The 22,277-nt window shown below is 68.2% G+C and carries 19 protein-coding genes; 15 read left to right on the top strand and 4 right to left on the bottom strand.

The window, feature by feature from the left end:
- Positions 1 to 57 precede the first annotated feature (57 nt).
- Together CQ042_RS17215 and def are read left to right on the top strand one after the other, a co-directional pair.
- Positions 58 to 1,830 carry a MinD/ParA family protein gene (locus tag CQ042_RS17215; protein ID WP_105671677.1) on the top strand — a complete coding sequence of 591 codons (1,773 nt, stop codon included), beginning with the start codon at positions 58 to 60 and terminating at the stop codon, positions 1,828 to 1,830.
- Positions 1,830 to 2,321, top strand: coding sequence for a peptide deformylase (gene def / locus CQ042_RS17210; protein ID WP_105671676.1), 492 nt, complete (start codon positions 1,830 to 1,832; stop codon positions 2,319 to 2,321). The genes CQ042_RS17215 and def overlap by 1 nt, the downstream gene beginning before the upstream one ends.
- Positions 2,322 to 2,391: 70 nt before the next feature.
- Here the strand turns inward: def and CQ042_RS17205 are convergent, their stop codons facing one another.
- Entirely contained in the window at positions 2,392 to 4,224 is a 1,833-nt protein-coding gene (locus CQ042_RS17205; protein ID WP_105671675.1) for a long-chain fatty acid--CoA ligase, read from the bottom strand.
- Between the two features lie 152 nt (positions 4,225 to 4,376).
- Between CQ042_RS17205 and CQ042_RS17200 the strand changes: the two genes are divergently transcribed.
- Both CQ042_RS17200 and CQ042_RS17195 read left to right on the top strand, forming a co-directional pair.
- A complete protein-coding gene (locus tag CQ042_RS17200; protein WP_105671674.1) occupies positions 4,377 to 5,066 on the top strand; it encodes a 1-acyl-sn-glycerol-3-phosphate acyltransferase in 690 nt (229 codons plus the stop codon).
- A 47-nt stretch (positions 5,067 to 5,113) separates the two neighbouring features.
- Positions 5,114 to 6,454: a class II 3-deoxy-7-phosphoheptulonate synthase gene (locus CQ042_RS17195; RefSeq protein WP_105671673.1), complete on the top strand. Its 1,341-nt coding sequence runs from the start codon at positions 5,114 to 5,116 to the stop codon at positions 6,452 to 6,454.
- A 132-nt stretch (positions 6,455 to 6,586) separates the two neighbouring features.
- Here the strand turns inward: CQ042_RS17195 and pknB are convergent, their stop codons facing one another.
- Positions 6,587 to 8,533: a Stk1 family PASTA domain-containing Ser/Thr kinase gene (gene pknB, locus CQ042_RS17190; protein WP_105671672.1), complete on the bottom strand. Its 1,947-nt coding sequence runs from the start codon at positions 8,531 to 8,533 to the stop codon at positions 6,587 to 6,589.
- A gap of 78 nt (positions 8,534 to 8,611) precedes the next feature.
- On the bottom strand, positions 8,612 to 9,811 hold the full coding sequence (locus CQ042_RS17185) for a LysM peptidoglycan-binding domain-containing protein (RefSeq protein WP_258132301.1): 1,200 nt from the start codon (positions 9,809 to 9,811) through the stop codon (positions 8,612 to 8,614).
- Between the two features lie 121 nt (positions 9,812 to 9,932).
- Between CQ042_RS17185 and CQ042_RS17180 the strand changes: the two genes are divergently transcribed.
- Complete coding sequence (locus tag CQ042_RS17180; protein WP_374954477.1) at positions 9,933 to 10,301, top strand: Rv2175c family DNA-binding protein; 369 nt, start codon at positions 9,933 to 9,935, stop codon at positions 10,299 to 10,301.
- Between the two features lie 10 nt (positions 10,302 to 10,311).
- On the opposite strand, the gene CQ042_RS17175 is transcribed toward CQ042_RS17180, so the two are convergent.
- Positions 10,312 to 11,400, bottom strand: a complete 1,089-nt coding sequence (locus CQ042_RS17175; RefSeq protein WP_374954476.1) for a polyprenyl synthetase family protein — start codon at positions 11,398 to 11,400, stop codon at positions 10,312 to 10,314.
- A 97-nt stretch (positions 11,401 to 11,497) separates the two neighbouring features.
- Between CQ042_RS17175 and CQ042_RS17170 the strand changes: the two genes are divergently transcribed.
- The 10 genes from CQ042_RS17170 (at position 11,498) to CQ042_RS17125 (ending at position 22,274) form a co-directional block, all read left to right on the top strand.
- Positions 11,498 to 11,872: a DUF3040 domain-containing protein gene (locus CQ042_RS17170; RefSeq protein WP_105671668.1), complete on the top strand. Its 375-nt coding sequence runs from the start codon at positions 11,498 to 11,500 to the stop codon at positions 11,870 to 11,872.
- Between the two features lie 262 nt (positions 11,873 to 12,134).
- The gene (gene mraZ / locus CQ042_RS17165) at positions 12,135 to 12,566 is read left to right on the top strand and encodes a division/cell wall cluster transcriptional repressor MraZ (protein WP_105671667.1); all 432 of its coding nucleotides are present in this window, start codon (positions 12,135 to 12,137) and stop codon (positions 12,564 to 12,566) included.
- Between the two features lie 102 nt (positions 12,567 to 12,668).
- Positions 12,669 to 13,607 carry a 16S rRNA (cytosine(1402)-N(4))-methyltransferase RsmH gene (gene rsmH, locus CQ042_RS17160; RefSeq protein WP_105671666.1) on the top strand — a complete coding sequence of 313 codons (939 nt, stop codon included), beginning with the start codon at positions 12,669 to 12,671 and terminating at the stop codon, positions 13,605 to 13,607.
- Complete coding sequence (locus CQ042_RS17155; protein WP_105671665.1) at positions 13,604 to 14,164, top strand: hypothetical protein; 561 nt, start codon at positions 13,604 to 13,606, stop codon at positions 14,162 to 14,164. Before rsmH ends, CQ042_RS17155 begins: the two co-directional genes overlap by 4 nt.
- 25 nt (positions 14,165 to 14,189) lie before the next feature.
- Entirely contained in the window at positions 14,190 to 15,959 is a 1,770-nt protein-coding gene (locus tag CQ042_RS17150) for a penicillin-binding protein 2 (protein ID WP_105671664.1), read from the top strand.
- A 27-nt stretch (positions 15,960 to 15,986) separates the two neighbouring features.
- Positions 15,987 to 17,399: a UDP-N-acetylmuramoyl-tripeptide--D-alanyl-D-alanine ligase gene (gene murF, locus CQ042_RS17145; protein WP_105671663.1), complete on the top strand. Its 1,413-nt coding sequence runs from the start codon at positions 15,987 to 15,989 to the stop codon at positions 17,397 to 17,399.
- Positions 17,396 to 18,502: a phospho-N-acetylmuramoyl-pentapeptide-transferase gene (gene mraY / locus CQ042_RS17140; RefSeq protein ID WP_105671662.1), complete on the top strand. Its 1,107-nt coding sequence runs from the start codon at positions 17,396 to 17,398 to the stop codon at positions 18,500 to 18,502. Before murF ends, mraY begins: the two co-directional genes overlap by 4 nt.
- Entirely contained in the window at positions 18,492 to 20,027 is a 1,536-nt protein-coding gene (murD, locus tag CQ042_RS17135) for a UDP-N-acetylmuramoyl-L-alanine--D-glutamate ligase (RefSeq protein ID WP_105671661.1), read from the top strand. Before mraY ends, murD begins: the two co-directional genes overlap by 11 nt.
- The gene (gene ftsW, locus CQ042_RS17130; protein WP_105671692.1) at positions 19,996 to 21,201 is read left to right on the top strand and encodes a putative lipid II flippase FtsW; all 1,206 of its coding nucleotides are present in this window, start codon (positions 19,996 to 19,998) and stop codon (positions 21,199 to 21,201) included. The genes murD and ftsW overlap by 32 nt, the downstream gene beginning before the upstream one ends.
- A complete protein-coding gene (locus tag CQ042_RS17125; RefSeq protein WP_105671660.1) occupies positions 21,198 to 22,274 on the top strand; it encodes a glycosyltransferase in 1,077 nt (358 codons plus the stop codon). Before ftsW ends, CQ042_RS17125 begins: the two co-directional genes overlap by 4 nt.
- Positions 22,275 to 22,277: the final 3 nt, after the last annotated feature.

The following is a 22,277-nucleotide window of genomic DNA, read 5'->3' as shown; positions in this document are numbered from 1 at the left end:
GGCGAGGGCCGCGCATCCTGTGCGCACCCGAGGCTCGCGCAGGCTTGGAGCGACATCGTGACACCGAAGAACACCACTGGCCCCGAGGAGAACCCGTTGGGGGTGCTCGACGAAGCCGCGTCCCTGGACACGGCAGGCATCGGTATCCTCGGCGGAACCGCCCAGGTCAGCGTGACCCTGCCCAGAGACGAGGACGATGACCTCGCCGATGACGGAGTCGTGGAGGGCGAGGTCATCGGCGATCTCGTCGTCGACCCGCCCCTCGCTGCGGAGTCGAAGCCGGCGTCGCCGTCGAAGTCGCGCCCGAAAGCGGCTCCTGTTCCGCGCCCCGTCTCGGCGAAGAAGTCGGCGAAGCCCGCGCTCGACGACGCGACCCCGGCTCCGAGGACGATCGTGGAGCCGCCCGCGGTGACCGGCGTGATCGAGGAGAACCCGATGGCCGAGCCGATCGTGATCGATGTGACAGCGCTCGCATCCGTCCGCGACGACGACGTCGTCGATGCCGTCGTCGTGGAACCCGCCGTCGTGGAACCTGTCTTCGTGGAACCTGTCTTCGTGGAACCTGTCGTCGCGGAACCCGTCGTCGATGCCGTCGAGGAGACGGCGCCCGAGACGGCGCCCGAGACGGCCGACGAGGCGCGTGACGCTGCGCAGGAGCGGGCAGCGGAGCAGGCCGCCGCGGCCCGGTTCCTCGCCAAAGCTCATTCCGAGATCGAGACGGCGCCCCCCGCCCCGGCATCCGCCGGGCGGACCTCCGTCGAGAAGGAGACCACTACCGTGTCCACACCCGAAGAGAGGTCCGTCGTGCCGCAGCCGGCCCGGGCGGCAGCCCGTACGGACGTGACGCTCACCTCGAAGCGCCTGGACGATCTGAGCGAGTCCTCGCGCGAGTCCGCCGACCTGCTGACCGCCGATCGGCTGCTCGACCCGCACCGCGTCGCGAAGCCGGAACCCGAGGGGGCCTGGAGCCACTTCCTTTATGCCGTGTCCGGACGACGGATCAACATCGGCGACGGTCGTCGTGCGCGCGAGCGCAAGGCTCTTTCGGCACGCATCGCGGCGCCGCTCGCCGGTGGCGCGCGCTTCGTCCCCGTCCTCTCCCGCAAGGGCGGCGTCGGCAAGACCACGATCACCGCGCTGCTCGGCATGGCACTCGCCGATGCCCGCGAGGACCGGGTGATCGCCGTCGACGCCAATCCGGATCGCGGCACGCTCGCCGAGCGCATCGTCCGGCCGCACCACAGCAAGTCGGTGCGCGATCTCGTCCGCATCCACGACGACGTCAAGGGCTATCACGACATCTCCGCCATCGTGGCGCGTGACGCGACCCGCCTCGACGTCCTCGCCTCCGACGCGGACCCGCGCATCGCCGAGGCCTTCAGCGACAGCGACTACCGCGACGTCGCCGGGGTCGCCGCGCATTACTACTCGCTGGTCCTGACCGACACGGGAACCGGGATCGTGCACTCCGTGATGTCGGCGACCCTCGACCTCGCGGATCAGATCGTGATCGTCTCCGGCCTCAGCGTCGACGAGGCCCGGTTGGCTTCCGAGACGCTCACCTGGCTCGAGACGAACGGCTACGCGGAACAGGCGCGCGAGGCGATCGTCGTCCTCAACCAGTCGACGCCGGGCACACCGCTCGTGCGTCTGAACGAGCTGCAGTCGCATTTCGCCACGAGGGCGCGCAGCGTCGTCCGCGTCCCCTACGACCCCCAGATCGCCGGTGGAGGAACGATCGTGTTCGCCAATCTCCTCCCGGAGACCCGCATCGCCGCGCGTGAACTGGCGGCGCTGCTGGTCGAGGGCCTGCGGGCCAGGGCCGCCTGATGGCGGTCCGCGAGATCCGCATCTTCGGCGACCCCGTTCTGCGGACGGTGTGCGATCCCATCCAGGAGATCGACGACGGAGTACGTGCCCTGGTCGCCGACCTGATCGACACCGTAGAGCTCCCGGGACGTGCGGGAGTCGCCGCACCGCAGATCGGCGTCGCGCTGCGAGCCTTCAGCTACAACATCGACGGCGACATCGGCTATGTGCTCAACCCCGTCCTCACAGAGGTCCGCGGTGAGCCGGTCCCGACAGGGGAGGGTTGCCTCTCCGTCCCCGGCCTGTGGCACGACGCACAGCGCCACCCGTGGGCACGTGTCGAAGGCATCGACCTCGACGGCAACGCGGTCGTGCTCGAGGGTGAGGGGCTGCTCGCCCAGGCTCTGCAGCACGAGACCGACCACCTCGACGGCAAGCTCTTCCTGACGAGGCTGGATCCGGAGACCCGCAAGACGGCCATGCGCGAGGTCCGCGAGAGCGCCTGGTTCTGACGCCGCGAACCGGTTCTGCATACGAAGAAGGGCCCCGCTCAAGCGGGGCCCTTCTTCGTATGTCGGAGTGTCAGCCTCCGATGGGGACGTTCGTCGTCGCGACGGGCTCGTCGTAGATCGCGGCGATCTCATCGGCGAAATCGTTCATGATGATGTTGCGCTTGATCGAGAGCTTCGGCGTCAGGTGGCCGGAGGCCTCCGTCCACTCGGAGTCGAGGATCGTGAACTTCCGGATCGACTCGGCGCGCGAGACTCGCGCGTTCGCGGCATCCACGGCTCGCTGCACCTCGGCGCGCACGGCGTCGTTCTTCGACGCGTCCTCGAGAGACATCGTGGCCTCGAGCCCGTTGTTCGCGAGCCATGTCGGGAGCATCTCCGGGTCGAGGGTGACGAGTGCGGAGATGAACGGCCGCTGGTCGCCCACGACGACGACCTGGCCGATGATCGGGTTGGCGCGGATCGGGTCCTCGAGCGCGGCGGGAGCGACGTTCTTGCCGCCGGCCGTGACGATGATCTCCTTCTTGCGCCCGGTGATCGTGAGGAAGCCCTCGGAGTCGAAGCTGCCGATGTCGCCGGTGTGGAACCAGCCGCCTTCGCTGAACGCCTCGGCCGTCGCCTCCGGGTTGTTCCAGTACTCCTTGAAGACGTTGATGCCACGGACCTCGATCTCACCGTCGTCGGCGAGGCGGACGCCGACGCCTGGGAGTGCGGGGCCGACCGTGCCGATCTTGGACTTGTCCGCCAGGTTCACGGTGGCCGGAGCCGTCGTCTCGGTCAGGCCGTAGCCCTCGAGGATGACCACGCCGAGGCTGTGGAAGAAGTGGCCGAGGCGCGAGCCGAGAGGTGCGGAACCGGAGACGGCGTACACGACGTTGCCGCCCATCGCCTCGCGGAGCTTGCTGTACACCAGCTTGTTGAACAGGGCGAACTTGAGCTTCATCCCGAAGGGGATCTTCTGGCCCGCTTCGAGCAGCTTGGAGTGCTCGAAGGCGACGTCGGCCGCCGCGCGGAAGATCTTGCCCTTCCCGCCTGCTTCGGCCTTCTGCTCCGCCGAGTTGTAGACCTTCTCGAACACGCGGGGGACCGCGAGGAGGAAGGTGGGCTTGAAAGAGCCGAGCGCCGGGAGGAGCTGGCGCGTGTCGGGCTGATGCCCGGTGCGCACTCCCGCGTGGATGTCGAGGATCGAGATGAACCGGGCGAACACGTGCGCGGTCGTGATGAAGAGGAGGGTGGAGGCCCCGGGGGTCTGGACGACCTCATCCAGCGCCTTGGCCGAGTTGCGGGACAGCTCGACGAAGTTGCTGTGCGTGAGCACGCATCCCTTCGGGCGCCCCGTGGAGCCGGATGTGTAGATGAGGGTGGCGATGTCGGAGCCGATGGCGAGGCTGCGGCGGCGCTCGATCTCGGCGTCCGTCACCGAAGCGCCCTGGGTGGAGAGCGTGTCGATCGCGCCCAGGTGCAGCTGCCACACCTCTCGGATCAGCGGCAGGTCCCCGCGGACCTCGTCGACGCGCGCGAAGTGCTCCGGCGATTCCACGATGAGGGCGATCGCCCCGGAGTCCTCGAGGATCCACTGGATCTGGGAGGGGGAGCTGGTCTCGTAGATCGGCACCATCACCGCACCGGCGTAGAAGAGTGCGAAGTCGACGAGTGTCCATTCGTACGTCGTGCGTGCGAGGAAGCCGACCTTCTCGCCGGGCTGGATGCCCGCGGCGGCGAAGCCCTTCGCCAGAGCGACGACGGCCGTCTGGAAGTCGGCGGCGGAGATGTCGCGCCAGCCGTCTCCCTCGGGGACGGAGAACAGCGCACGATCCGGGGTGGCCTCGACGCGCTTCACCAGGAGGTCGGCGACGTTCGCGTCGGGGTCGGCGGGGACGATCGCAGGGACTTCAAACTGGACCACGGCAGCTCCTTCGGTACCGGTCGGGCACGGACTTGGATTCGAGTCTAGGGCATGGAACCGAGTCGCGTCCGAGGTGAAACTGGGTCGCGGGTGCGGGGAGCGCGAGAAGATGACTCCGGTGGATGCCGGGCGCGGCGCTAGACTTCACCACGATGTTCTACTGGCTGATGAAGTACGTGGTGATCGGCCCCGTGGTCAAGGCGGTCTTCCGCCCCTGGATCGTGGGGCGGAAGAACGTGCCTGCGAACGGTGCGGCGATCCTCGCGAGCAACCATCTGTCGTTCGCCGACTCCATCTTCCTGCCGCTGGTGATCGACCGATCGATGTCCTTCCTCGCGAAGAGCGACTACTTCACCGGTCGCGGCCTCAAGGGCTGGGCGACGAAGTTCTTCATGAAGGCGACGGGACAGATCCCGATCGACCGGTCGGGAGGCAAGGCTTCCGAGGCGTCCCTGAACACCGGTCTCCAGGTGCTCGGCGGCGGCGACCTGCTCGGGATCTACCCCGAAGGCACGCGGAGTCCCGACGGCAAGCTCTACCGAGGTCGGACGGGCATCGCGAGGATGGCGTTGGAGGCGAAGGTCCCGGTGGTGCCGGTGATCATGGTCGACACCGACACGGCGATGCCGATCGGCCGACGGTTGCCCCGGATCGTGCGCGTCGGGATCGTGATCGGGGAACCGCTGGACTTCTCCCGCTATGCCGGGATGGAGAACGATCGCTACATCCTGCGCTCGGTCACCGACGAGATCATGGTCGCGCTGCAGCGACTGGGCGAGCAGAAGTACGAGGACGTCTACGCGTCGACGGTCAAGGACCGCATCCCTGCCCGCGTCACATAGCCTTCGCACGGATCTCGGCGGTACCGGCGACCACTAGGCTGGAACGCATGCTCCCGCACCACATCGAAGCCCTTGATGCATGGCGCTCGCTTCCCATCAAGCAGCAGCCGCAGTGGCCTGACGCGGACCGCGTCGCCGACGTCTCCCGGCAGATCGCCGCCCTCCCGCCGCTGGTCTTCGCGGGTGAGGTCGACAACCTCCGCGATCGTCTCGCTCGCGCGGCGTCCGGCCAGGCTTTCCTCCTTCAGGGGGGCGACTGCGCCGAGACGTTCGCCGGCGCGACAGCGGAGCAGATCCGCAACCGGATCAAGACCGTGCTGCAGATGGCGGTCGTGCTGACCTACGGCGCATCGATGCCCATCGTCAAGATGGGGCGCATGGCCGGTCAGTTCGCGAAGCCGCGCTCGAGCGACACCGAGACGCGGGGCGACGTCACCCTGCCCGCCTACCGCGGGGACATCGTGAACGGCTACGACTTCACCGAGGGCTCGCGGACCGCCGACCCCGGCCGCCTGCTCCAGGGCTACCACACGGCGGCGTCGACGCTGAACCTGATCCGCGCTTTCACTCAGGGCGGGTTCGCCGATCTCCGCGAGGTGCACTCGTGGAACAAGGGCTTCGCGCAGAACCCCGCCAACCAGCGTTACGAGCGCATGGCTGCCGAGATCGACCGCGCCATCAAGTTCATGGAGGCTGCCGGCGCCGATTTCGACGAGCTCAAGCGCGTCGAGTTCTTCACCGGTCATGAGGGTCTGCTCATGGACTACGAACGGCCGATGACGCGCATCGACTCGCGCACGGACACCCCGTACAACACGTCCGCGCACTTCCTCTGGGTCGGGGAGCGCACGCGCGAGCTCGATGGCGCGCACGTCGACTACTTCTCCAAGATCCGCAACCCCATCGGTGTGAAGCTGGGGCCGACGACCACGCCCGAGACGGCGCTCGCCCTGATCGACAAGCTCGACCCCGAGCGCGAGCCCGGGCGGCTCACCTTCATCACCCGGATGGGTGCCGGCAAGATCCGCGATGCACTCCCGCCGCTGCTGGAAGCGGTCCGCGACTCGGGCGCGCAGCCGCTGTGGGTCACGGATCCGATGCACGGCAACGGCATCACGACCCCGACCGGATACAAGACACGTCGCTTCGACGATGTCGTCGACGAGGTGCGCGGCTTTTTCGAGGCGCATCGGGCGGTCGGCACGTTCCCCGGCGGCATCCACGTCGAGCTCACCGGTGACGATGTCACCGAGTGCCTCGGCGGCTCCGAGCAGATCGACGAGGCGGCGCTGGCGACGCGCTACGAGAGCCTGTGCGACCCTCGCCTGAATCACATGCAGTCGTTGGAACTCGCGTTCCTGGTGGCCGAGGAGCTCGAGAAGCGCTGACGCCCCTCCATCGAGACGGAAGAGCCGCCCTCCGGGATTCACCGGGAGGGCGGCTCTTCCGTCGTCCGTGCGAACGCGGCCGGGCAGCCAGCTGAGCCGCTCAGCTGGAACGCCGCTCAGCCGCTCAGCCGCTCAGCCGCTCAGCTGGATCGAGAGGTTGACGGTGCCGCCGCGCGGGAGCGACTTGTCCGCTCCGGGATCCTGTCCCGTCACCTTGGCCATCTCCGCGAAGCCCGGGAGGTCGCCCCAGGCGGCGTAGGTCGACTTGAAGCCCTTGTCGGCGAGGATCTTCTTGGCATCGTTCAGAGTCTTGCCGGAGACATCGGGAACGGGGAAGAGCTCCGGTCCCTTCGAGACGATCAGCTGCACGGTGTCGCCAGGACGCCAGTTGCCTTCCTCCGCGCGGTCGACGACGCCGATGACCACGTCCTTCGCGACGTTCTCGCTGAAGGTGTACTGCGGCTCGTTCGAGGGGACGAGCTCCTTCTCCGTGAGGGCGGCGTTCGCCTCGTCGACCGTCATCCCCGAGACGTCGGGGAAGGCGCCCACCGAGACGTACAGCTCGACGGAATCATCCTCGAAGACCTCGCAGCCGTCACCGCAGATGTAGGTCTCGCCGCCGGATCTCGGGGTGACGTAGGCGTTGATGACGATGCCGCTGTCGGCGTCGGAGAAGAGTCGGAGGGAATCGTCCGCGACGTTGACGTTGAGGCTCGAGAGATAGTCGCGGGCGTCCTGCTCCGTGCGCCCGTTCAGGGCATCGAGCGTGTGGCTGGCGGGACCGGCGGAGACGATCACCGTGACGGGGGCGCCCTTGTCGAGGCGCGCCCCCTCCTCCGGATCGGTCTCGATCACGGTCCCCGCCGGGATGTCGATCGAGAACTCGTCCTCCTGCGCCGGCACGAAGCCGGCGTCGGTCAGGGCTGCGGCGGCCTCGTCGTATGTGCCTCCCGCGACGGAGGGCACGGCGATGAGCGAGCCGGGACCGGAGCCGAACCACCATCCCACGCCGCCCGCCAGCACGGCGAGCAGCAGGACGAGCGTGAGGAGGAAGGCGCCGCGGGCGCGCCGCTTGGAGGCGCGTCGGCGCAGCAGTGTCGCGTTGTCGATGGCCGTCGGCACCGGCGCGGTGGGATCGGCGATGACCATGGTGCCCGGCATCACCTTGGTGAGGTCTCCGGAGTCTCCGTGGCTGTGCTGCGGGGCCGTGGCTCTGGCCGCAGTCGGGGTGATGCCGAGGTCGCGCTCGATCTCGCGCAGGCGCTCGAGCATCTGCTGCGCGTCGTCCGGGCGTTCGTCGGGCGACTTCTCGGTGGCCCAGAGCACGAGCTCGTCGAGCTGCTCCGGGACGGCGGGGTTGCGCACACTCGGACGCGGCACCGACTCCGTGGCGTGCTGGAAGGCGATCTGCATGGGCTGTTCGCCCTTGTAGGGCTGCTCGCCGACCAGCATCTCGTACAGCATGATGCCGAGTGCGTAGATGTCGCTCCGGGCATCGGCAGTGCCGCGGGTGACGAGTTCGGGCGCGAGGTAGGCGATCGTCCCGAGCAGCTGCTGCCCGGTCGCCGTGTTCGCGGTCGTCGCTCTGGCCAGGCCGAAGTCGCCGATCTTGATGCGCCCGTCCTCGGCGAGGAGCACGTTCTCCGGCTTCACGTCGCGATGCACGATGCCGGCACGGTGCGCGGCCGAGAGGCCGGCCAGGATCGCATCCATGATGGTGATCGTCTGCGGGATCGTCAGCCGCTTCTGCTCGCGGAGCAGCTCGCGCAACGTGATGCCGGGGAGATACTCCATCACGAGGTAGGCGAGTTCGCCGTCCTGCCCCTGGTCGAAGACATTGACCACGTGCGGATCCGCGAGGCGGGCCGCAGCCCTGGCCTCCTGGATGAAGCGGCTCTGGAAGGCGGAGTCGTCGCTGAGATGCGCGTGCATCACCTTGAGGGCGATGCGTCGTTCGAGGCGGAGGTCGGTGGCGACGTAGACCGTGGCCATCCCGCCGCGGGCGATCCGCGCGCGTACCCGGTATCGGCCGTCGACAAGCCGCCCGATGAGGGGGTCGGCCTGCTGATTGGTCGTCACGTCAGAATTCTATGGAGAACTGCCTGAAAGACAGGGGAGCGGCTCACCTCTCGAGCCTTCGGGTTTTTCCGGATGTCGTCAGCTGTAGAGCGCGAGCCAGGCATAAGCTTGCGTCTCCCACTGTCCGTACCTGTCCGGATACGCCGAGATCTGTACCGTCTGCGCGGCGGCGGTGAAGGGCATGCTCTCCCATCCGGAGATGTCGAGCAGCCCGCGCGTGGTCTGCCCGTTCGGGTCGTTCTGACCCCCGTAGAACACGCGCGTGCTCCGGTCCGCGTCCATGATCTGGGCAGGCGTTCCCCATCCCGTGCTCGGACGCTGCTGGAAGATGCCGAGCGAATCGCGGTCACCCCCGTCGAGGTTGCGCAGTCCCGACTCGACCATGCCGGTCGCGAGGGCGAGGGCGATCGCGCGATCGGAGACGCCGAGTTCACGACCGATACGGATGATGAGGGCAGCGTTGCCGGCCTGCTCCGTCGTGAGCATCGCGGTCAGCTGTCCACCCGTCGATTCCGGCGTGGCTGCGGGTGCCGGAGCCGGTGCACCGTGCACGGCGAGCGTCTGACCGGGGTAGATGATCGACGACGCGCTCAGCCCGTTCAACGCGAAGAGCGTCTGCGTCGTCGTGCCGTACTTCTGCGCGATGCCGAAGAGCGTGTCGCCTGCCACCACGGTATGGGATGCGGAGGCGGACGGCGTGGCCGTGGCGGTGGGCGCCGCTGCGACCGGGGCGGGCGCTGACGGCGCGGATCCGGCGATGGCCAGGTTCTGTCCGGGGAAGATCACCGAGGCGCGTGTGAGGCCGTTCGCGGACAGCACGGCATCGACCGTGGTTCCGTACTTCCGGGCGATGGCGAACACGGTGTCGCCGGCGACGACCGCGTGCGTCGCCGAGGACGGCGCGGCAGGAGGAGCGGCGACGGCAGCCGGTGCGGCGGCGGGCGCGGCAGCGGGCGCCTGAAGCGTGAGAGTCTGCCCCGGATAGATCACCGAGCGCCAGGAGAGGCCGTTCCAGGTCAGGACGTCGACGGTGCGCAGACCGAATCGGGCGGCGACTCCCGCGACGGTGTCGCCCGGCTGGACCACATGACTCGGGGGAGCGGCTTCTGCGGGGACCACGCGGACGGGGGCGGTCCGCTGGCGTTCGATCGGCTTCATGTCCGTCGAGGATGCGGCGGCGGGAGCGGAGGAGAGTGTGGCGGCGAGGGCGCCGAGCACGACTGCGGGCACTCCGAGTTGCAGGTTTCGCGTTCGACGCGTGGCGGTCTTGAGTGTCAAGGCATGCCCCCTTTTCGAGTTTTTCACGCTGACACGGATGTAAACAGAAGTCAACAGGAGTGACAGAAGTGAAAGTTGTGACTGGAGCGCCGACATGCGTCGCACACGCGGAGGTGAGATAGTGGGCAACGTGTCTGAGAACGTTGCTGGAACCCCTGCCGCTGCTGCTGCCGAGTGGCTGACGATGCCCGACCTGGTCGAGGCGCTCGATGTGCCCCTCGGCCGCGTCCGTCGTCTGATCGACGATCACTACCTCGTCGGATCCCGCCGCGACGGCGTCTTCGCGGTGCCTGCGGTGTTCATCGTCGACGGGCACCCGCTGAGTTCGCTGCGCGGGACGATCATCGTCCTCCAGGACGCCGGGTTCTCCGACGACGAGCTGATCGATTGGCTCCTGTCCGAGGAGGAGACCCTCGGACGGTCGCCGATCGATGCGCTGCTCGCCGGGCACAAGAGCGCGGTCCGCAGGCTCGCGCGCACGCTCGCCTGAGCGCGTCCCGTCAGGCTGATCGCACGGTGGCCGCGCGTCCGAGTTCGCGCAGCTCGCCGACGGCCGCGTTGTCGAGCCGTGCGCCCGACAGCGCGCGGTCCGCTTCCCGTGCGTAATCGGCGATCATCGTCTCCACGCGATCCAGGGCACCGGAGCCGGTGATGGTGGCCTGCAGGAACGACACCTGCTGAGGCGTCAGCTCGGGGTCGCCGAGCATCTCGTCCAGGAGGTTTCTGGCGGAGGGGTCCAGGCTTTCTCTGGTGAGAGCGACGAGAACCGTGCGCTTGCCCTCGCGCAGGTCGTCCCCGGTCGGCTTGCCCGTGACCGATGCGTCGCCGAACACTCCGAGCACGTCGTCGCGCAGCTGGAAGGCCATGCCGATCGGATGTCCGAAACGTCGCAGTGCCGATATCTGATCCTCGTCCGCTCCGCCCAGGGCCGCGCCGAGGACCAAGGGCTGCTCGATGCTGTACCTCGCGGATTTGAGTGAGGCCACGCGCAGCGCCCGCTCCGCATGGAGATGCCCGTCGTTGACGCTCCATGCCGATTCTTCGGCGATGTCGAGGAACTGGCCGGTGGTCACATCCCGCCGCATCTTGGCGTACTCCGCGCGTACGACGCGTGCGTGCGGCTGCCCGTCCAGCGCGGACTCGAGCAGGTCATCGCTCCACGCGACGAGAAGATCACCGAGAAGGATCGCGGCGGCTCGGCCGAAGGCATCGGCATCTCCCGACCAGCCGGCTTCGCGGTGGGACGCCTCGAGCGCACGATGGGCGGCAGGACGGCCACGGCGCGTGTCGGAGTTGTCGATCAGATCGTCGTGGACGAGCGCGGCCGACTGGAAGATCTCGAGTGCCGTGCAGACGTCCCACAGGGGATCCGTCTCCGTCGCATCGCGATCGTCGAACCGGGCGACGGCTCGCCAGCCGGCATGGCAGAACCGGGCGCGGAGGCGCTTCCCGCCATCGAGCATGCCGACAGCGGCATCGAGGAAGGCCGCGGCATCCGGGCCGTACTCGGTGGATTCATCGCGCATCCGCGCGAGGAATCGCTCGAGGTGTGCGGCGACGGCGTCGGGGACGGGGGAGGGGGACGGCACGACTCCCAGCATACGTAAAGCAAGGGGACGTCGAACTGCTAGCCCCCAGCGCCTCGGCGAGCGTAGAATGGAAGGCACGATACCCGAGGGGGACGAAATGCCACTCTCCGAACAGGAGCAGCGTCTGCTCGACGAGATGGAACGCCATCTCCTTCACAATGATGCCGACGTCGTGACCGCGCCGTCAGGCGACCGCGCTTTGAGCTACCGCAATCTGGTCTACGGCGCGCTCCTCCTGCTCGCCGGTGTCGGCGGTCTCGTCGCCGGGGTCATCCTCGGCGGCGTATGGGGCATCGTCGTCGGCGTCGTCGGCTTCGCCGCGATGCTCGCCGGCGTCATGGTCGCCGTCACCCCGGTGCGACGATCGAGCCCGGCCGAGCCGCGCGAGCACTCGACGGCCAAGCGGCAGGATTCCGCGTCGTTCATGGATCGTATGAACGATCGATGGGATCGCCGCCAGGACGGTCACTGACCTTCCTCACCGCACTTCACGAAGAGCCCGGATGCTGAGCATCCGGGCTCTTCTCATTAGCGGCTGACGCTCGACGGCGCTCCGGCGCCCTGCGTCCTCCACTTTCCCTCCACCTTTCTCCACCGCGGAATTCCGCGGTATTTTTGCGCGCCATCTGACCGTCAAGCGCGATTCACCGTGATTGATCGTAGGTATGTGGAGGAAAGTGGAGTAAAGTGGGGTACACCTCGAAGTTGGCCGGACACAGAGGGGGTGATGGCCGATGTTGCTGGGTACGCACTCACCGAAGCTGGACGACAAAGGACGGGTCATCCTTCCTGCGAAGTTCCGCGAAGACCTCGGCGGCGGCATCGTCGTCACCCGAGGCCAGGAGCGCTGCCTCTACGTGTTCAGCACGGCCGAGTTCGAGTCGATGCACGAGCGGATCCGTCAGGCGCCGCTCGCCAACAAGCAGGCGCGTGACTTCATGCGACTGTTCCTCTCCGGTGCGAGTGCGGAGATGCCCGACAGCCAGAACCGCATCACCATCCCCGCGCACCTGCGTCAATACGCCGGGCTGCAGAAGGAACTCATCGTCACCGGAGTCGGCGCCCATGCCGAGATCTGGGATGCCGAGAGCTGGAACGCCTACCTCGCCGCCGGTGAGGAGACCTACTCAGACCTCGAGCAGGAGGTGATTCCGGGACTCTTCTGACCACGGCTGTGATGCCCCGCCGCTCCCGCCCCGACACACTTCCCCGGTGCCGGGTCGAGAAGCGGAGGGGGATCAGAGCCGAAGGTCACCCCGAGAAAGATCATGAACCTCCGAGACATACACACCCCCGTCCTGCTCGACCGCTGCGTCGAACTGCTCGCTCCCGCCCTCCAGGCGGACGGAGCGGTGCTCGTCGATGCCACTCTCGGCATGGGCGGCCACTCCGAGGCTCTGCTCACGCGCTTCCCGAACATCCGCCTCGTCGGACTCGACCGGGACACGGATGCCCTGCGCATCGCAGGGGAGCGGCTCGCCCGCTTCCGGGACCGCGTCACTCTCGTGCACACCGTGTATGACGAGATCGGCCTGCATGCACAGGGCGCCGCCGGTATCCTCTTCGACCTCGGGGTCTCCTCCCTGCAGCTGGATGAGGCGGAGCGCGGGTTCGCGTACTCCAAAGATGCTCCGCTCGACATGCGGATGGATCAGACCAAAGGCATCACGGCAGCGGATGTGATCGCCACCTACAACGAGGGAAACCTCCGTCGCATCTTCGAACGCTACGGCGAGGAGAAGCTCGCCGGTCGCTACGCGCGCTTCATCATCGAGGCGCGGCAGAAGCAGCCGATCACGCGTTCCGGTGAGCTCGTCGAGATCCTCATCGCGGCGACACCCGCCGCCGCGCAGCGGGCAGGGCACCCTGCCAAGCGCGTGTTCCAGGCGCTGCGCATCGAGGTGAACACCGAGCTCAACGTGCTCGCGGACGCGATCCCGTCGGCGATGGATGCCCTCGGCGTCGGCGGACGCATCGTGGTGATGTCGTACCAGTCGCTCGAGGACCGTCTCGTGAAGCAGGCGTTCGCCGCGGCATCCGCGTCGACCGCCCCGGCCGGGCTCCCGGTCGAGCTCCCCGAGCACGCCCCCCGATTCCGCATCCTGACGAAGGGTGCGGAACTGGCCGATGACGAAGAACGCGCGCGCAACCCGCGGGCGATCCCGGTGCGACTGCGCGCCGCTGAGAAGGTCCGGGAGAGCGCATGAGTCTCAACGCCGTCGTCCGCAAGCCGGTACAGCCGGTCGCCCCCGACAAGAAGCCGCAGCGCAAGCTGCAGCCTGTCACGCGTCCTGCCGTCCGCCGCAAGCCCAAGCTCGCCTACGCTCTCGCGGCGCTCGGCGGCGCCCTCGCGATCGGGGCCGCGCAGATCGCCCTGTCCCTCGCGATCACCCAGGACTCGTTCACGCTCGCGAGCCTCTCGTCGCAGCAGCGCGAACTGAATCTCCAGACCCACGCGCTCCAGGAAGAGCTCACCGGTCTGAGCTCGCCACAGGTGCTCGCGAGCAGCGCCGCCGGACTCGGAATGGTCGTCGCGGGCTCGCCGTCGTATCTGCGCCTCAGCGACGGAGCCGTCTTCGGTACCGGCGCCGGTGCCGACTGGACCTCGACCGTGAACCCGGACGGCGTCGGCGCGGTGAGCAACTCGCTGATCACCGAGCCCCCGCCTCCGCCGGCGGAGACGGACGGCGCGGTCACGGAGCAGACCACGCAGGACCTGCCGCCGGCCATCACCGACGGACTCCCCAGCCCCACCACGCACTGACACCCACGACTGACGGAGAGATCCCATGACGACACGAGCCACCCGCGGACCGCGGCGACGCACCGTCGTCGCCCTCGCCGTCATCCTGTCCGTGCTGGCCGCCTTCGTGGTGCGGCTCGTCGACATCCAGGTGGTGAGCGCCGACGAGCACGTCTCCGAGTCGCTCGAGCACCTCGGCGGAGGGAACACGATCGCCGGTCAGCGCGGATCGATCCTCGACGCCGACGGCACGGTCCTCGCCTCGAGCGTGCTCGTCTACGACGCCCAGCTCAGCCCGCAGGTGATCATGCTCCTCGAGGAGAAGGAACCGAAGCTGCCGTGGGCTGAAGCCTCCGACAAGATCGCGGCCATCACCGGACAGACCGGTGACGAGGTGCGGGCGCTCGTATCGAACGCGCTTGCGGAGAACTCCAACAGCCAGTACGTGGAACTCAAGCGCGGTCTCAACACGGAGCAGTACATCCAGCTCCGCGAACTCGGCATCTCCTCCTACCTGAGCATGCCCGCGCGTGAGACGCGGGTGTACCCGAACGGCGCGGTGGCGGGCAACATCCTCGGCTTCCTCGACAACTCGGGGGAAGCGCAGGCGGGCGTGGAGCAGTTGGACGACGCGTGCCTTGCTCCGGTCAACGGCCAGCAGACCTTCCGCCGCGGCAAGGACGGGGTCGTGATCCCCGGGAGCGAACGCACGGTCGAGGCCGTGAACGGCGGTTCCGTGCAGCTCACGCTCAACAGCGACCTCAACTGGTACCTGCAGCAGATGATCGCCGAAGAGGCGCAGAAGCAGGGCGCGAAAGGCGGCACCGTCACCGTCGTGGAGGTGAACACCGGGAAGATCCGTGCGGCGGCCGAGTGGCCGGCGCTGGACCCCAACGATCTCGACGCCTCCACCCCGGCGACCAGGGCCAGCCAGATCTTCCACCACGACTTCGAGCCCGGATCGACCTTCAAGGCCATCACCGCGGCTGCGGCCATCGAGGGCGCCGGTCTGACCCCGCTCAGTACCGTCAGCGCGGCCTCCCGCGAGAAGTTCCCGAACGGCGCCGTCGTGAACGACGCCTTCAGCCACCCCGCGTACAACTACACCCTCGCTGGCGGACTCATCGACTCTTCGAACGTCGCGCTGTCGAAGTTCGGCACGATGGTGAGCCCCGAGGTCCGCTACGACTATCTGGAGAGGTTCGGCGTCGGCGAGAAGACGCTCGACTTCCCCTCCGAGGTCGGCGGCATCCTGCACCCCGTCAGCGACTGGGACAGCCAGTCGCTCTACACGACGACCTTCGGGCAGTACTTCACCGTCACCGCGGCACAGCTGGCCGGGGCGTATCAGGCGATCGCGAACGGCGGCGAGAAGATCGATCTCTCGCTGGTCGAGTCGTGCACGGGCGCCGACGGCAGCGTCACCACGCCGGCCGAACCGGGACGCGAGCAGATCATCCAGGAGCAGACGGCCGCCGAGCTCACGCGGATGCTGGAGAACGTGGCCGTGCAGGGCGGCAACGCCGAGCGCATCCAGGTTCCGGGCTACCGCGTGACCAGCAAGACCGGTACGGCGCAGGTCTCGGACGGCAACGGCGGCTACAAGGCGGGGGTGTACTACACGAGCATGGTGGGCTTCGCGCCGGTCGACGATCCGCAGTACGTCGTCGTGGTCACCCTGGACGAGCCGACTAAGGTTGTATCGTCCGCGGCCACCGCATCCGCCTTCCAGAAGGCGATGACGCAGGTGATGAAAACGTATCGCGTGATGCCGTCCTCTGTCCCGATGGACGAGCTCCTTCCCAAGTTCGGATAGTCGGCGAGAGCCGCGCATGGAGATGACATGATCGCCCTGACGCTCGCTGAGATCACCGCCGCAATCGGCGGTGATCTGCGCGTGGCCGGAGAAGACACGGCCGAGACCGTGGTCGACGGACTGGTCGACACCGACTCCCGCACGATGGTCCCCGGATCGATCTTCGTGGCCAAGCCCGGCGCCGAGACCGACGGACACCGATTCGTGGGTTCCGCGGCGCAGTCCGGGGCCGTGCTGGCGATCGTGGAGCATCCGGTCGACGTGGCCATCAGCCAGATCGTCGTGCCGGATGCGGTCGTCGCACTCGCGGACCTGGCCAGAGAGGTCGTCGCCAGGGTGCGCGCCGGCGGGCGGCTCCGCATCGTGGGCATCACCGGATCGAACGGCAAGACGACGACCAAGAACTTCCTCGCACGCATCCTGGAGGACGAGGGCGAGACCGTCGCCCCAGTCAAGTCCTTCAACAACGAGGTCGGCGCTCCCGTCACCATGCTGCGCGTGACCGAGACCACCCGGTTCCTCGTGAGCGAGTTCGGAGCCGCGGCCCCCGGCAGCATCGCCCACCTCGCGGGACTGGTGGAGCCCGACGTCGTCGTCGTGCTGATGGTCGGCATGGCGCACGCCGGCGGATTCGGCGGTATCGAGGCCACGGCCAAGGCGAAGGCGGAGCTCGTCGAGGCCGCCCGCGTGCCCGGCACCGCCGTCCTCAACATCGACGACCCTCGGGTCGCCGCCATGCAGGCGCTCGCGAACTCCCGCGGTCTGCGCGTGGTCGGCTTCGGGCAGGGACCGTCAGCCGACGTGCGCGCGCAGGACATCGAGGTGTCCGCCGCCGGCACCACCTGCATCATCGAGGTCGACGACGAGCGGCTTCCCCTTCGCCTGCGCGTCCTCGGCGCGCACCACGTGTCCAACGCGCTGGCGGCGATCGCCGCGGCCTCCGTGCTCGGTGTCGCGCCTGCAGACGCCGTCGCCAGACTGGAGACCGTGGAGATCGCCGAGCGGTGGCGTATGCAGCCCCTCGGCAGCGATCGGGTGCGGATCATCAACGACGCCTACAACGCCAGCCCGGACTCGATGGCGGCCGCCCTGCGCACCCTCGCACAGATCACCGGCCCCGAGGAGCGCACCGTCGCGGTGCTCGGCGCGATGAGCGAGCTCGGAGAGAGCGCGGGTGAGGAGCACGACCGCATCGGGCTGCTCGCCGTGCGTCTCAACATCCAGCGCATCGTGGTCGTCGGTCCCGAAGCGCGGCGCCTCTATCTCGCTGCCGTCGGCGAGGGGTCCTGGGACAGCGAAGCCGTGCATCTGCCCGACCAGGACGCGGCGTTCGAGTACCTGCGCACCGAACTCCGTGACGGCGACCGTGTGCTCGTGAAGTCATCCAATTCCGTGGGCCTCCGGCATCTCGGCGATCGTCTGGGAGAATTGTTCTCGTGAGGTCACTCATCATGTCGGCGGCGATCTCGCTCGCCTTCACCCTGTTCCTGACCCCCGTCTTCCTCCGGCTCTTCCGGAAGTGGGGCTGGGGGCAAGTCATCCGCACCCCGGAATCGGTGCACAACCCGAGCCATGAAGCCAAGCGCGGGACGCCCACGATGGGGGGTGTCATCTTCATCCTCGGCTCGATCGTCGGCTACTTCACCGGAGTGTTCGTGAGCGGCGAGGTGCCGGCGCTCTCCGCTCTCCTCGTGATCTGGCTGATGGTCGGATTCGGAGCCGTCGGGTTCATCGACGACTACATGAAGGTGCGCAGCCAGCGCAGCCTCGGGCTGTCGGGCTGGCGCAAGGTGATCGGCCAGCTGCTGGTCATCATCCCGTTCGGCATCGTGGCGCTGAGCTTCCCGAACAAGTGGGGCCAGACACCCGCGAGCGCGTCGATCTCGTTGTTCCGCGACATCACCTGGCTCAACCTGTTCGCCTTCGGTGTCGTCCTCGGTTGGATCCTCTACCTGGCGTGGATCTCGATCATCGGCGTCGCCACCTCGAACAGCGTGAACCTGACCGACGGTCTCGACGGCCTCGCCGCGGGCGCGGGCGTCATCGTCGTCGGCGCCTACAGCCTGATCGCGTTCTGGCAGTTCAAGCAGCCGTGCATCGGTGGCGACCCGGATGCCCTCGGCGGGTGCTACGAAGTCCGCGATCCGTTCAACCTCGCCATCATCGCGGCATCGGTCGCGGCCGCGCTCATCGGCTTCCTGTGGTGGAACGCGCCCAAGGCGAAGGTCTTCATGGGCGACGTGGGATCGATGGCGATCGGCGGTGTCATCACGGCGATGGCGATCCTGACCCGCACCGAGCTCCTGCTTCTCGTGATGGCGGGCGTCTTCGTGCTGTCGTCCGGTTCGGTGATCCTGCAGCGGGCGTACTTCAAGCTCACGCGCGGCAAGCGGCTGTTCCTGATGAGTCCGTTCCATCACCATCTGGAGATGCGCGGCTGGTCCGAGGTCACGATCGTGGTGCGCATGTGGATCATCGCCGGACTGCTGGCCGTCTCGGCCGTGGGGCTGTTCTACGTGGAATGGCTCACCCGTGTCGACTGATCGGCTCGCAGGACTCACGAGCTGGAACGCTGACTGGAGCGGCCTGCGCGTCGCCGTGCTCGGTCTCTCCGTGACCGGGTTCTCCGTCGCGGACACGCTCACCGAACTCGGTGCCGACGTCCTGGTGCTCAGCGAATCCGCCGACGAGGAGTACGCACGCCTGCTCCCGGTCATCGGCGCCCGTCTCGAACTGGGTTCGCTCGCCGAGATCCCGGCCACGCTCGTCGACTTCCTCCCCGACGTCCTCATCGCGTCGCCCGGGTTCGCGCCGGCCCATCCGCTCATCCGCTGGGCGCAGGAATCCGGCATCGCCATCTGGGGAGACGTCGAACTCGCCTGGCGGGTGCGGGACAAGGTCGTCCGCCCCGACGGAACGCCGGCGGACTGGGTACTCATCACGGGGACGAACGGGAAGACGACGACGACCCAGCTGACGGCGACGCTGCTCGTCGAGGGCGGTCTGCGTGCTGCTCCGTGCGGCAACATCGGCGTCCCCGTCCTCGATGCGGTGCGCGATCCGTCCGGCTTCGATGTGCTGGTCGTCGAGCTCTCCAGCCATCAGCTCTGGTATCTCGGCCAGTCCCGCCCCGAGGGCGAGCTCTCTCCGTACGCGGCGGTCTGCCTCAACCTCGCGGACGACCACCTCGTGTGGCACGGCAGTGCGCAGGCCTACCGTGACGCGAAGGCCGTTGTGTACCGGAACACCCGCGTCGCCTGCGTCTACAACAAGGCGGACGAGGCCACCCGGCGGATGGTCGAGGAAGCGGAGGTCGTCGAAGGTGCTCGGGCGATCGGCTTCGATCTCGGCATCCCCGGGCCCAGCGACATCGGCGTGGTGGAGGGGCTGATCGTCGATCGGGCGTTCCTCGACGATCGCGCACGCAGCGCCCTCGAGTTGACGACCGTCGCCGAACTCGACGCCGCGGGACTCGCCGCGCCTCATATCGTGCAGAACATCCTCGCCGCGAGCGCTCTCGCGCGCTCCCTCGGCGTCGAACCGGAAGCCATCCGCACCGCACTGCAGTCGTTCCACCTCGATGCTCATCGCATCCAGGTCATCGCCCGGCATGCCGGCATCACGTGGGTCGACGACTCCAAGGCCACCAACCCGCATGCCGCAGCTTCGTCGCTGCGCGCCTACCCGGGAGCCGTGTGGGTGGTCGGGGGCGATCTGAAGGGCGTCGACATCGCCGACCTCGTCGCCGACGTCGGGACGACCGCACGAGCAGCCGTCGTGATCGGTGTCGAGCGCGACGCCGTCGTCACGGCATTCCGGCGACACGCGCCCGGGGTGCCGGTGTTCGAGGTGGATGCTGGCGAGACTGAACAGGTCATGAACCGTGTCGTGGAGATCGCCGCGGGGATCGTCGAAGACGAGGGCACAGTCCTGCTGGCCCCGGCGGCGGCATCCTTCGACCAGTTCTCCAGCTATGCGGATCGAGGCCATCGCTTCGCCGAGGCGGTGCGGGACTGGATCGATCGGGGGAGTGCCGATGACGCAGGTATCCCGCCCTCCGCGCTCTGAGTCGGGCGGTCTCGCAGCCAGGGTCTCTCTCGGGCGCCGGTTCACACCGGTGTCGACGGAGTTCCTGCTCATCGCGTCGACCGCTCTGCTGCTCACTCTGTTCGGTCTCGTCATGGTGCTCTCGGCCACGAGCGCGACCGCCGTCGCCAAGGGCGTGAACCCGATGGACGGCGTTCTCCGCCAGGGCGTGTTCGCGCTCCTCGGCATCCCGCTGATGTTCCTGATCAGCCGCCTGCCCATCGCGTTCCTGAAGAAGATGGCGTGGCCGGCGCTGTTCGGCGCCGTCGCGCTGCAGATGCTCGTCTTCACCCCGTTGGGCATCGCCGACGGCGGAAACCGGAACTGGATCAAGATCGCCGGTTTCACGCTGCAGCCCTCCGAATTCCTCAAGCTCACGCTCGCCCTGTGGATCGCCGCCGTGCTGCTCCGCAAGCGCACGATGCTCGGCACCTGGCATCACGTCTTCATCCCGGTGATCCCGGTCGGCGCGCTCGCGATCGGCACCGTTCTCGCCGGAAAAGACCTCGGTACCGCGATGGTGCTCGTGCTCATCCTCCTCGGTTGCCTGTTCTTCTCCGGCGTCAAGCTGCGTCTGTTCATCATCCCGGTGGTGCTCGGCGTGGCCGCCGTGCTCGCCTACGCCCTGTCGAGCCCGGACCGGATGCGGCGCATCACGGCGACGTGCGACAACATGGCGCTGTACTACACGGACTGCTATCAGTCGATCCACGGGATCTGGGGGATGGCTTCCGGCGGCATCTTCGGCCTCGGCCTCGGCAACTCGCAGGAGAAGTACGGCTGGCTGCCCGCCGCGGGCAACGACTTCATCTTCGCGATCGTCGGGGAAGAGCTGGGCCTGATCGGGTGCATCGTGGTGCTCGCACTGTTCACGTTCTTCACGGTCGGGGCCTTCCATATCATCCGCAAGACGCCCGATCCCTTCATCCGCGTCGCTGCGGGCGGCATCACGGTGTGGATCGTCGGCCAGGCGGTACTGAACATCGGCGTGGTCATCGGCCTCTTCCCGGTGATGGGAGTCCCGCTGCCGTTCATGTCGCAGGGGGGTACCGCACTGCTCGCCGTGCTCATCGCGTGCGGGGTGCTGCTCGCTTTCGCCCGCACGATTCCCGTCACCGAGAAGCAGCCAGCTGAGCGGGGTAGGGTCGCCAGGTGACCTCGTATCTCCTCGCCGGCGGTGGCACCGCCGGCCATGTGAACCCCCTGCTCGCCGTCGCCGACGGACTTCGCGATCGGGATGCCGATGCGTCCGTCCTCGTGCTCGGCACGGCGGAGGGATTGGAGTCCCGGCTCGTGCCCGAGCGCGGCTACGAGCTCCTCATCGTCGACAAGGTGCCTTTCCCTCGTCGGCCGAATCGGCAAGCTCTCGCGTTCCCCGCACGCTTCCGCCGTGCGATCGCCCAGGTGCGCGACCACATCCGCCGCCACGGCATCGACGTCGTCGTCGGGTTCGGCGGCTACGCCTCCGCGCCGGCGTACGTCGCGGCGCGCCGCGAGGGTGTGCCGTTCGTGGTGCACGAGGCCAATGCGAAGCCGGGCCTCGCGAACGTGCTGGGCGCACGCAGGGCCGCCGCGGTGGGTGTCGCATTCGAAGGCACTCCGCTCCGCGGGGGCGAGGTGGTCGGCATGCCTCTTCGTCAGGAGGTGATCGCCCTCGACCGCGCCGCATCGCGCGCGGAGGCGGCGGAGTACTTCGGGCTCGATGCCGAGCGACCCGTCCTTCTCGTCTTCGGCGGCTCGCTGGGCGCACAGCGGCTCAACGAGGCGCTCGCGGACTCCTGGCGCGACATCCTCGACGCCGGGTGGCAGCTGTTGCACGTGACGGGGGAGCGCAGCGATCTCGCCGATCCCGGCGTCGTGGGATATTCTCTGCATCGCTACGTCGACCGGATGGATCTCGCCTTCGCGCTGGCCGACCTGATCGTCTCCCGTTCCGGTGCGGCGACCGTGAGCGAGATCAGCGCGCTGGGGATCCCCGCGCTCTACGTGCCGTACTCGGTGGGAAACGGCGAGCAGCGGCTCAATGCCGCGTCCGCGGTCGCTGCGGGAGCCGCTGAGCTCCTCGACGACGCGACGTTCGACGGCGACGCCGTGCGGCGCATCGTCGTCCCGCTGCTCGGAGACAAGGAGCGGATCGCACGCATGGCGGCGGCGGCCGAGACGGCCGGAACCCGCAGCGGCACGGCGAACGTGATCACGCTCATCGACCGCGCGCTCGTCGCGGCCTGACCC

This window comes from Microbacterium sp. MYb62 (assembly GCF_002979475.1).
Lineage (GTDB): Bacteria > Actinomycetota > Actinomycetes > Actinomycetales > Microbacteriaceae > Microbacterium.
This window is presented reverse-complemented; position numbering and strand designations above follow the sequence as displayed.

What these genes read in the sequence shown, in the direction of transcription:
- CQ042_RS17200 (WP_105671674.1), top strand. Translation starts at nt 4,377, where the DNA reads ATGTTCTACTGGCTGATGAAGTACGTGGTGATCGGCCCCGTGGTCAAG.
- CQ042_RS17170 (WP_105671668.1), top strand. Translation starts at nt 11,498, where the DNA reads ATGCCACTCTCCGAACAGGAGCAGCGTCTGCTCGACGAGATGGAACGC.
- CQ042_RS17155 (WP_105671665.1), top strand. Translation starts at nt 13,604, where the DNA reads ATGAGTCTCAACGCCGTCGTCCGCAAGCCGGTACAGCCGGTCGCCCCC.
- mraZ (WP_105671667.1), top strand. Translation starts at nt 12,135, where the DNA reads ATGTTGCTGGGTACGCACTCACCGAAGCTGGACGACAAAGGACGGGTC.
- CQ042_RS17195 (WP_105671673.1), top strand. Translation starts at nt 5,114, where the DNA reads ATGCTCCCGCACCACATCGAAGCCCTTGATGCATGGCGCTCGCTTCCC.
- CQ042_RS17150 (WP_105671664.1), top strand. Translation starts at nt 14,190, where the DNA reads ATGACGACACGAGCCACCCGCGGACCGCGGCGACGCACCGTCGTCGCC.
- rsmH (WP_105671666.1), top strand. Translation starts at nt 12,669, where the DNA reads ATGAACCTCCGAGACATACACACCCCCGTCCTGCTCGACCGCTGCGTC.
- ftsW (WP_105671692.1), top strand. Translation starts at nt 19,996, where the DNA reads ATGACGCAGGTATCCCGCCCTCCGCGCTCTGAGTCGGGCGGTCTCGCA.
- murF (WP_105671663.1), top strand. Translation starts at nt 15,987, where the DNA reads ATGATCGCCCTGACGCTCGCTGAGATCACCGCCGCAATCGGCGGTGAT.
- def (WP_105671676.1), top strand. Translation starts at nt 1,830, where the DNA reads ATGGCGGTCCGCGAGATCCGCATCTTCGGCGACCCCGTTCTGCGGACG.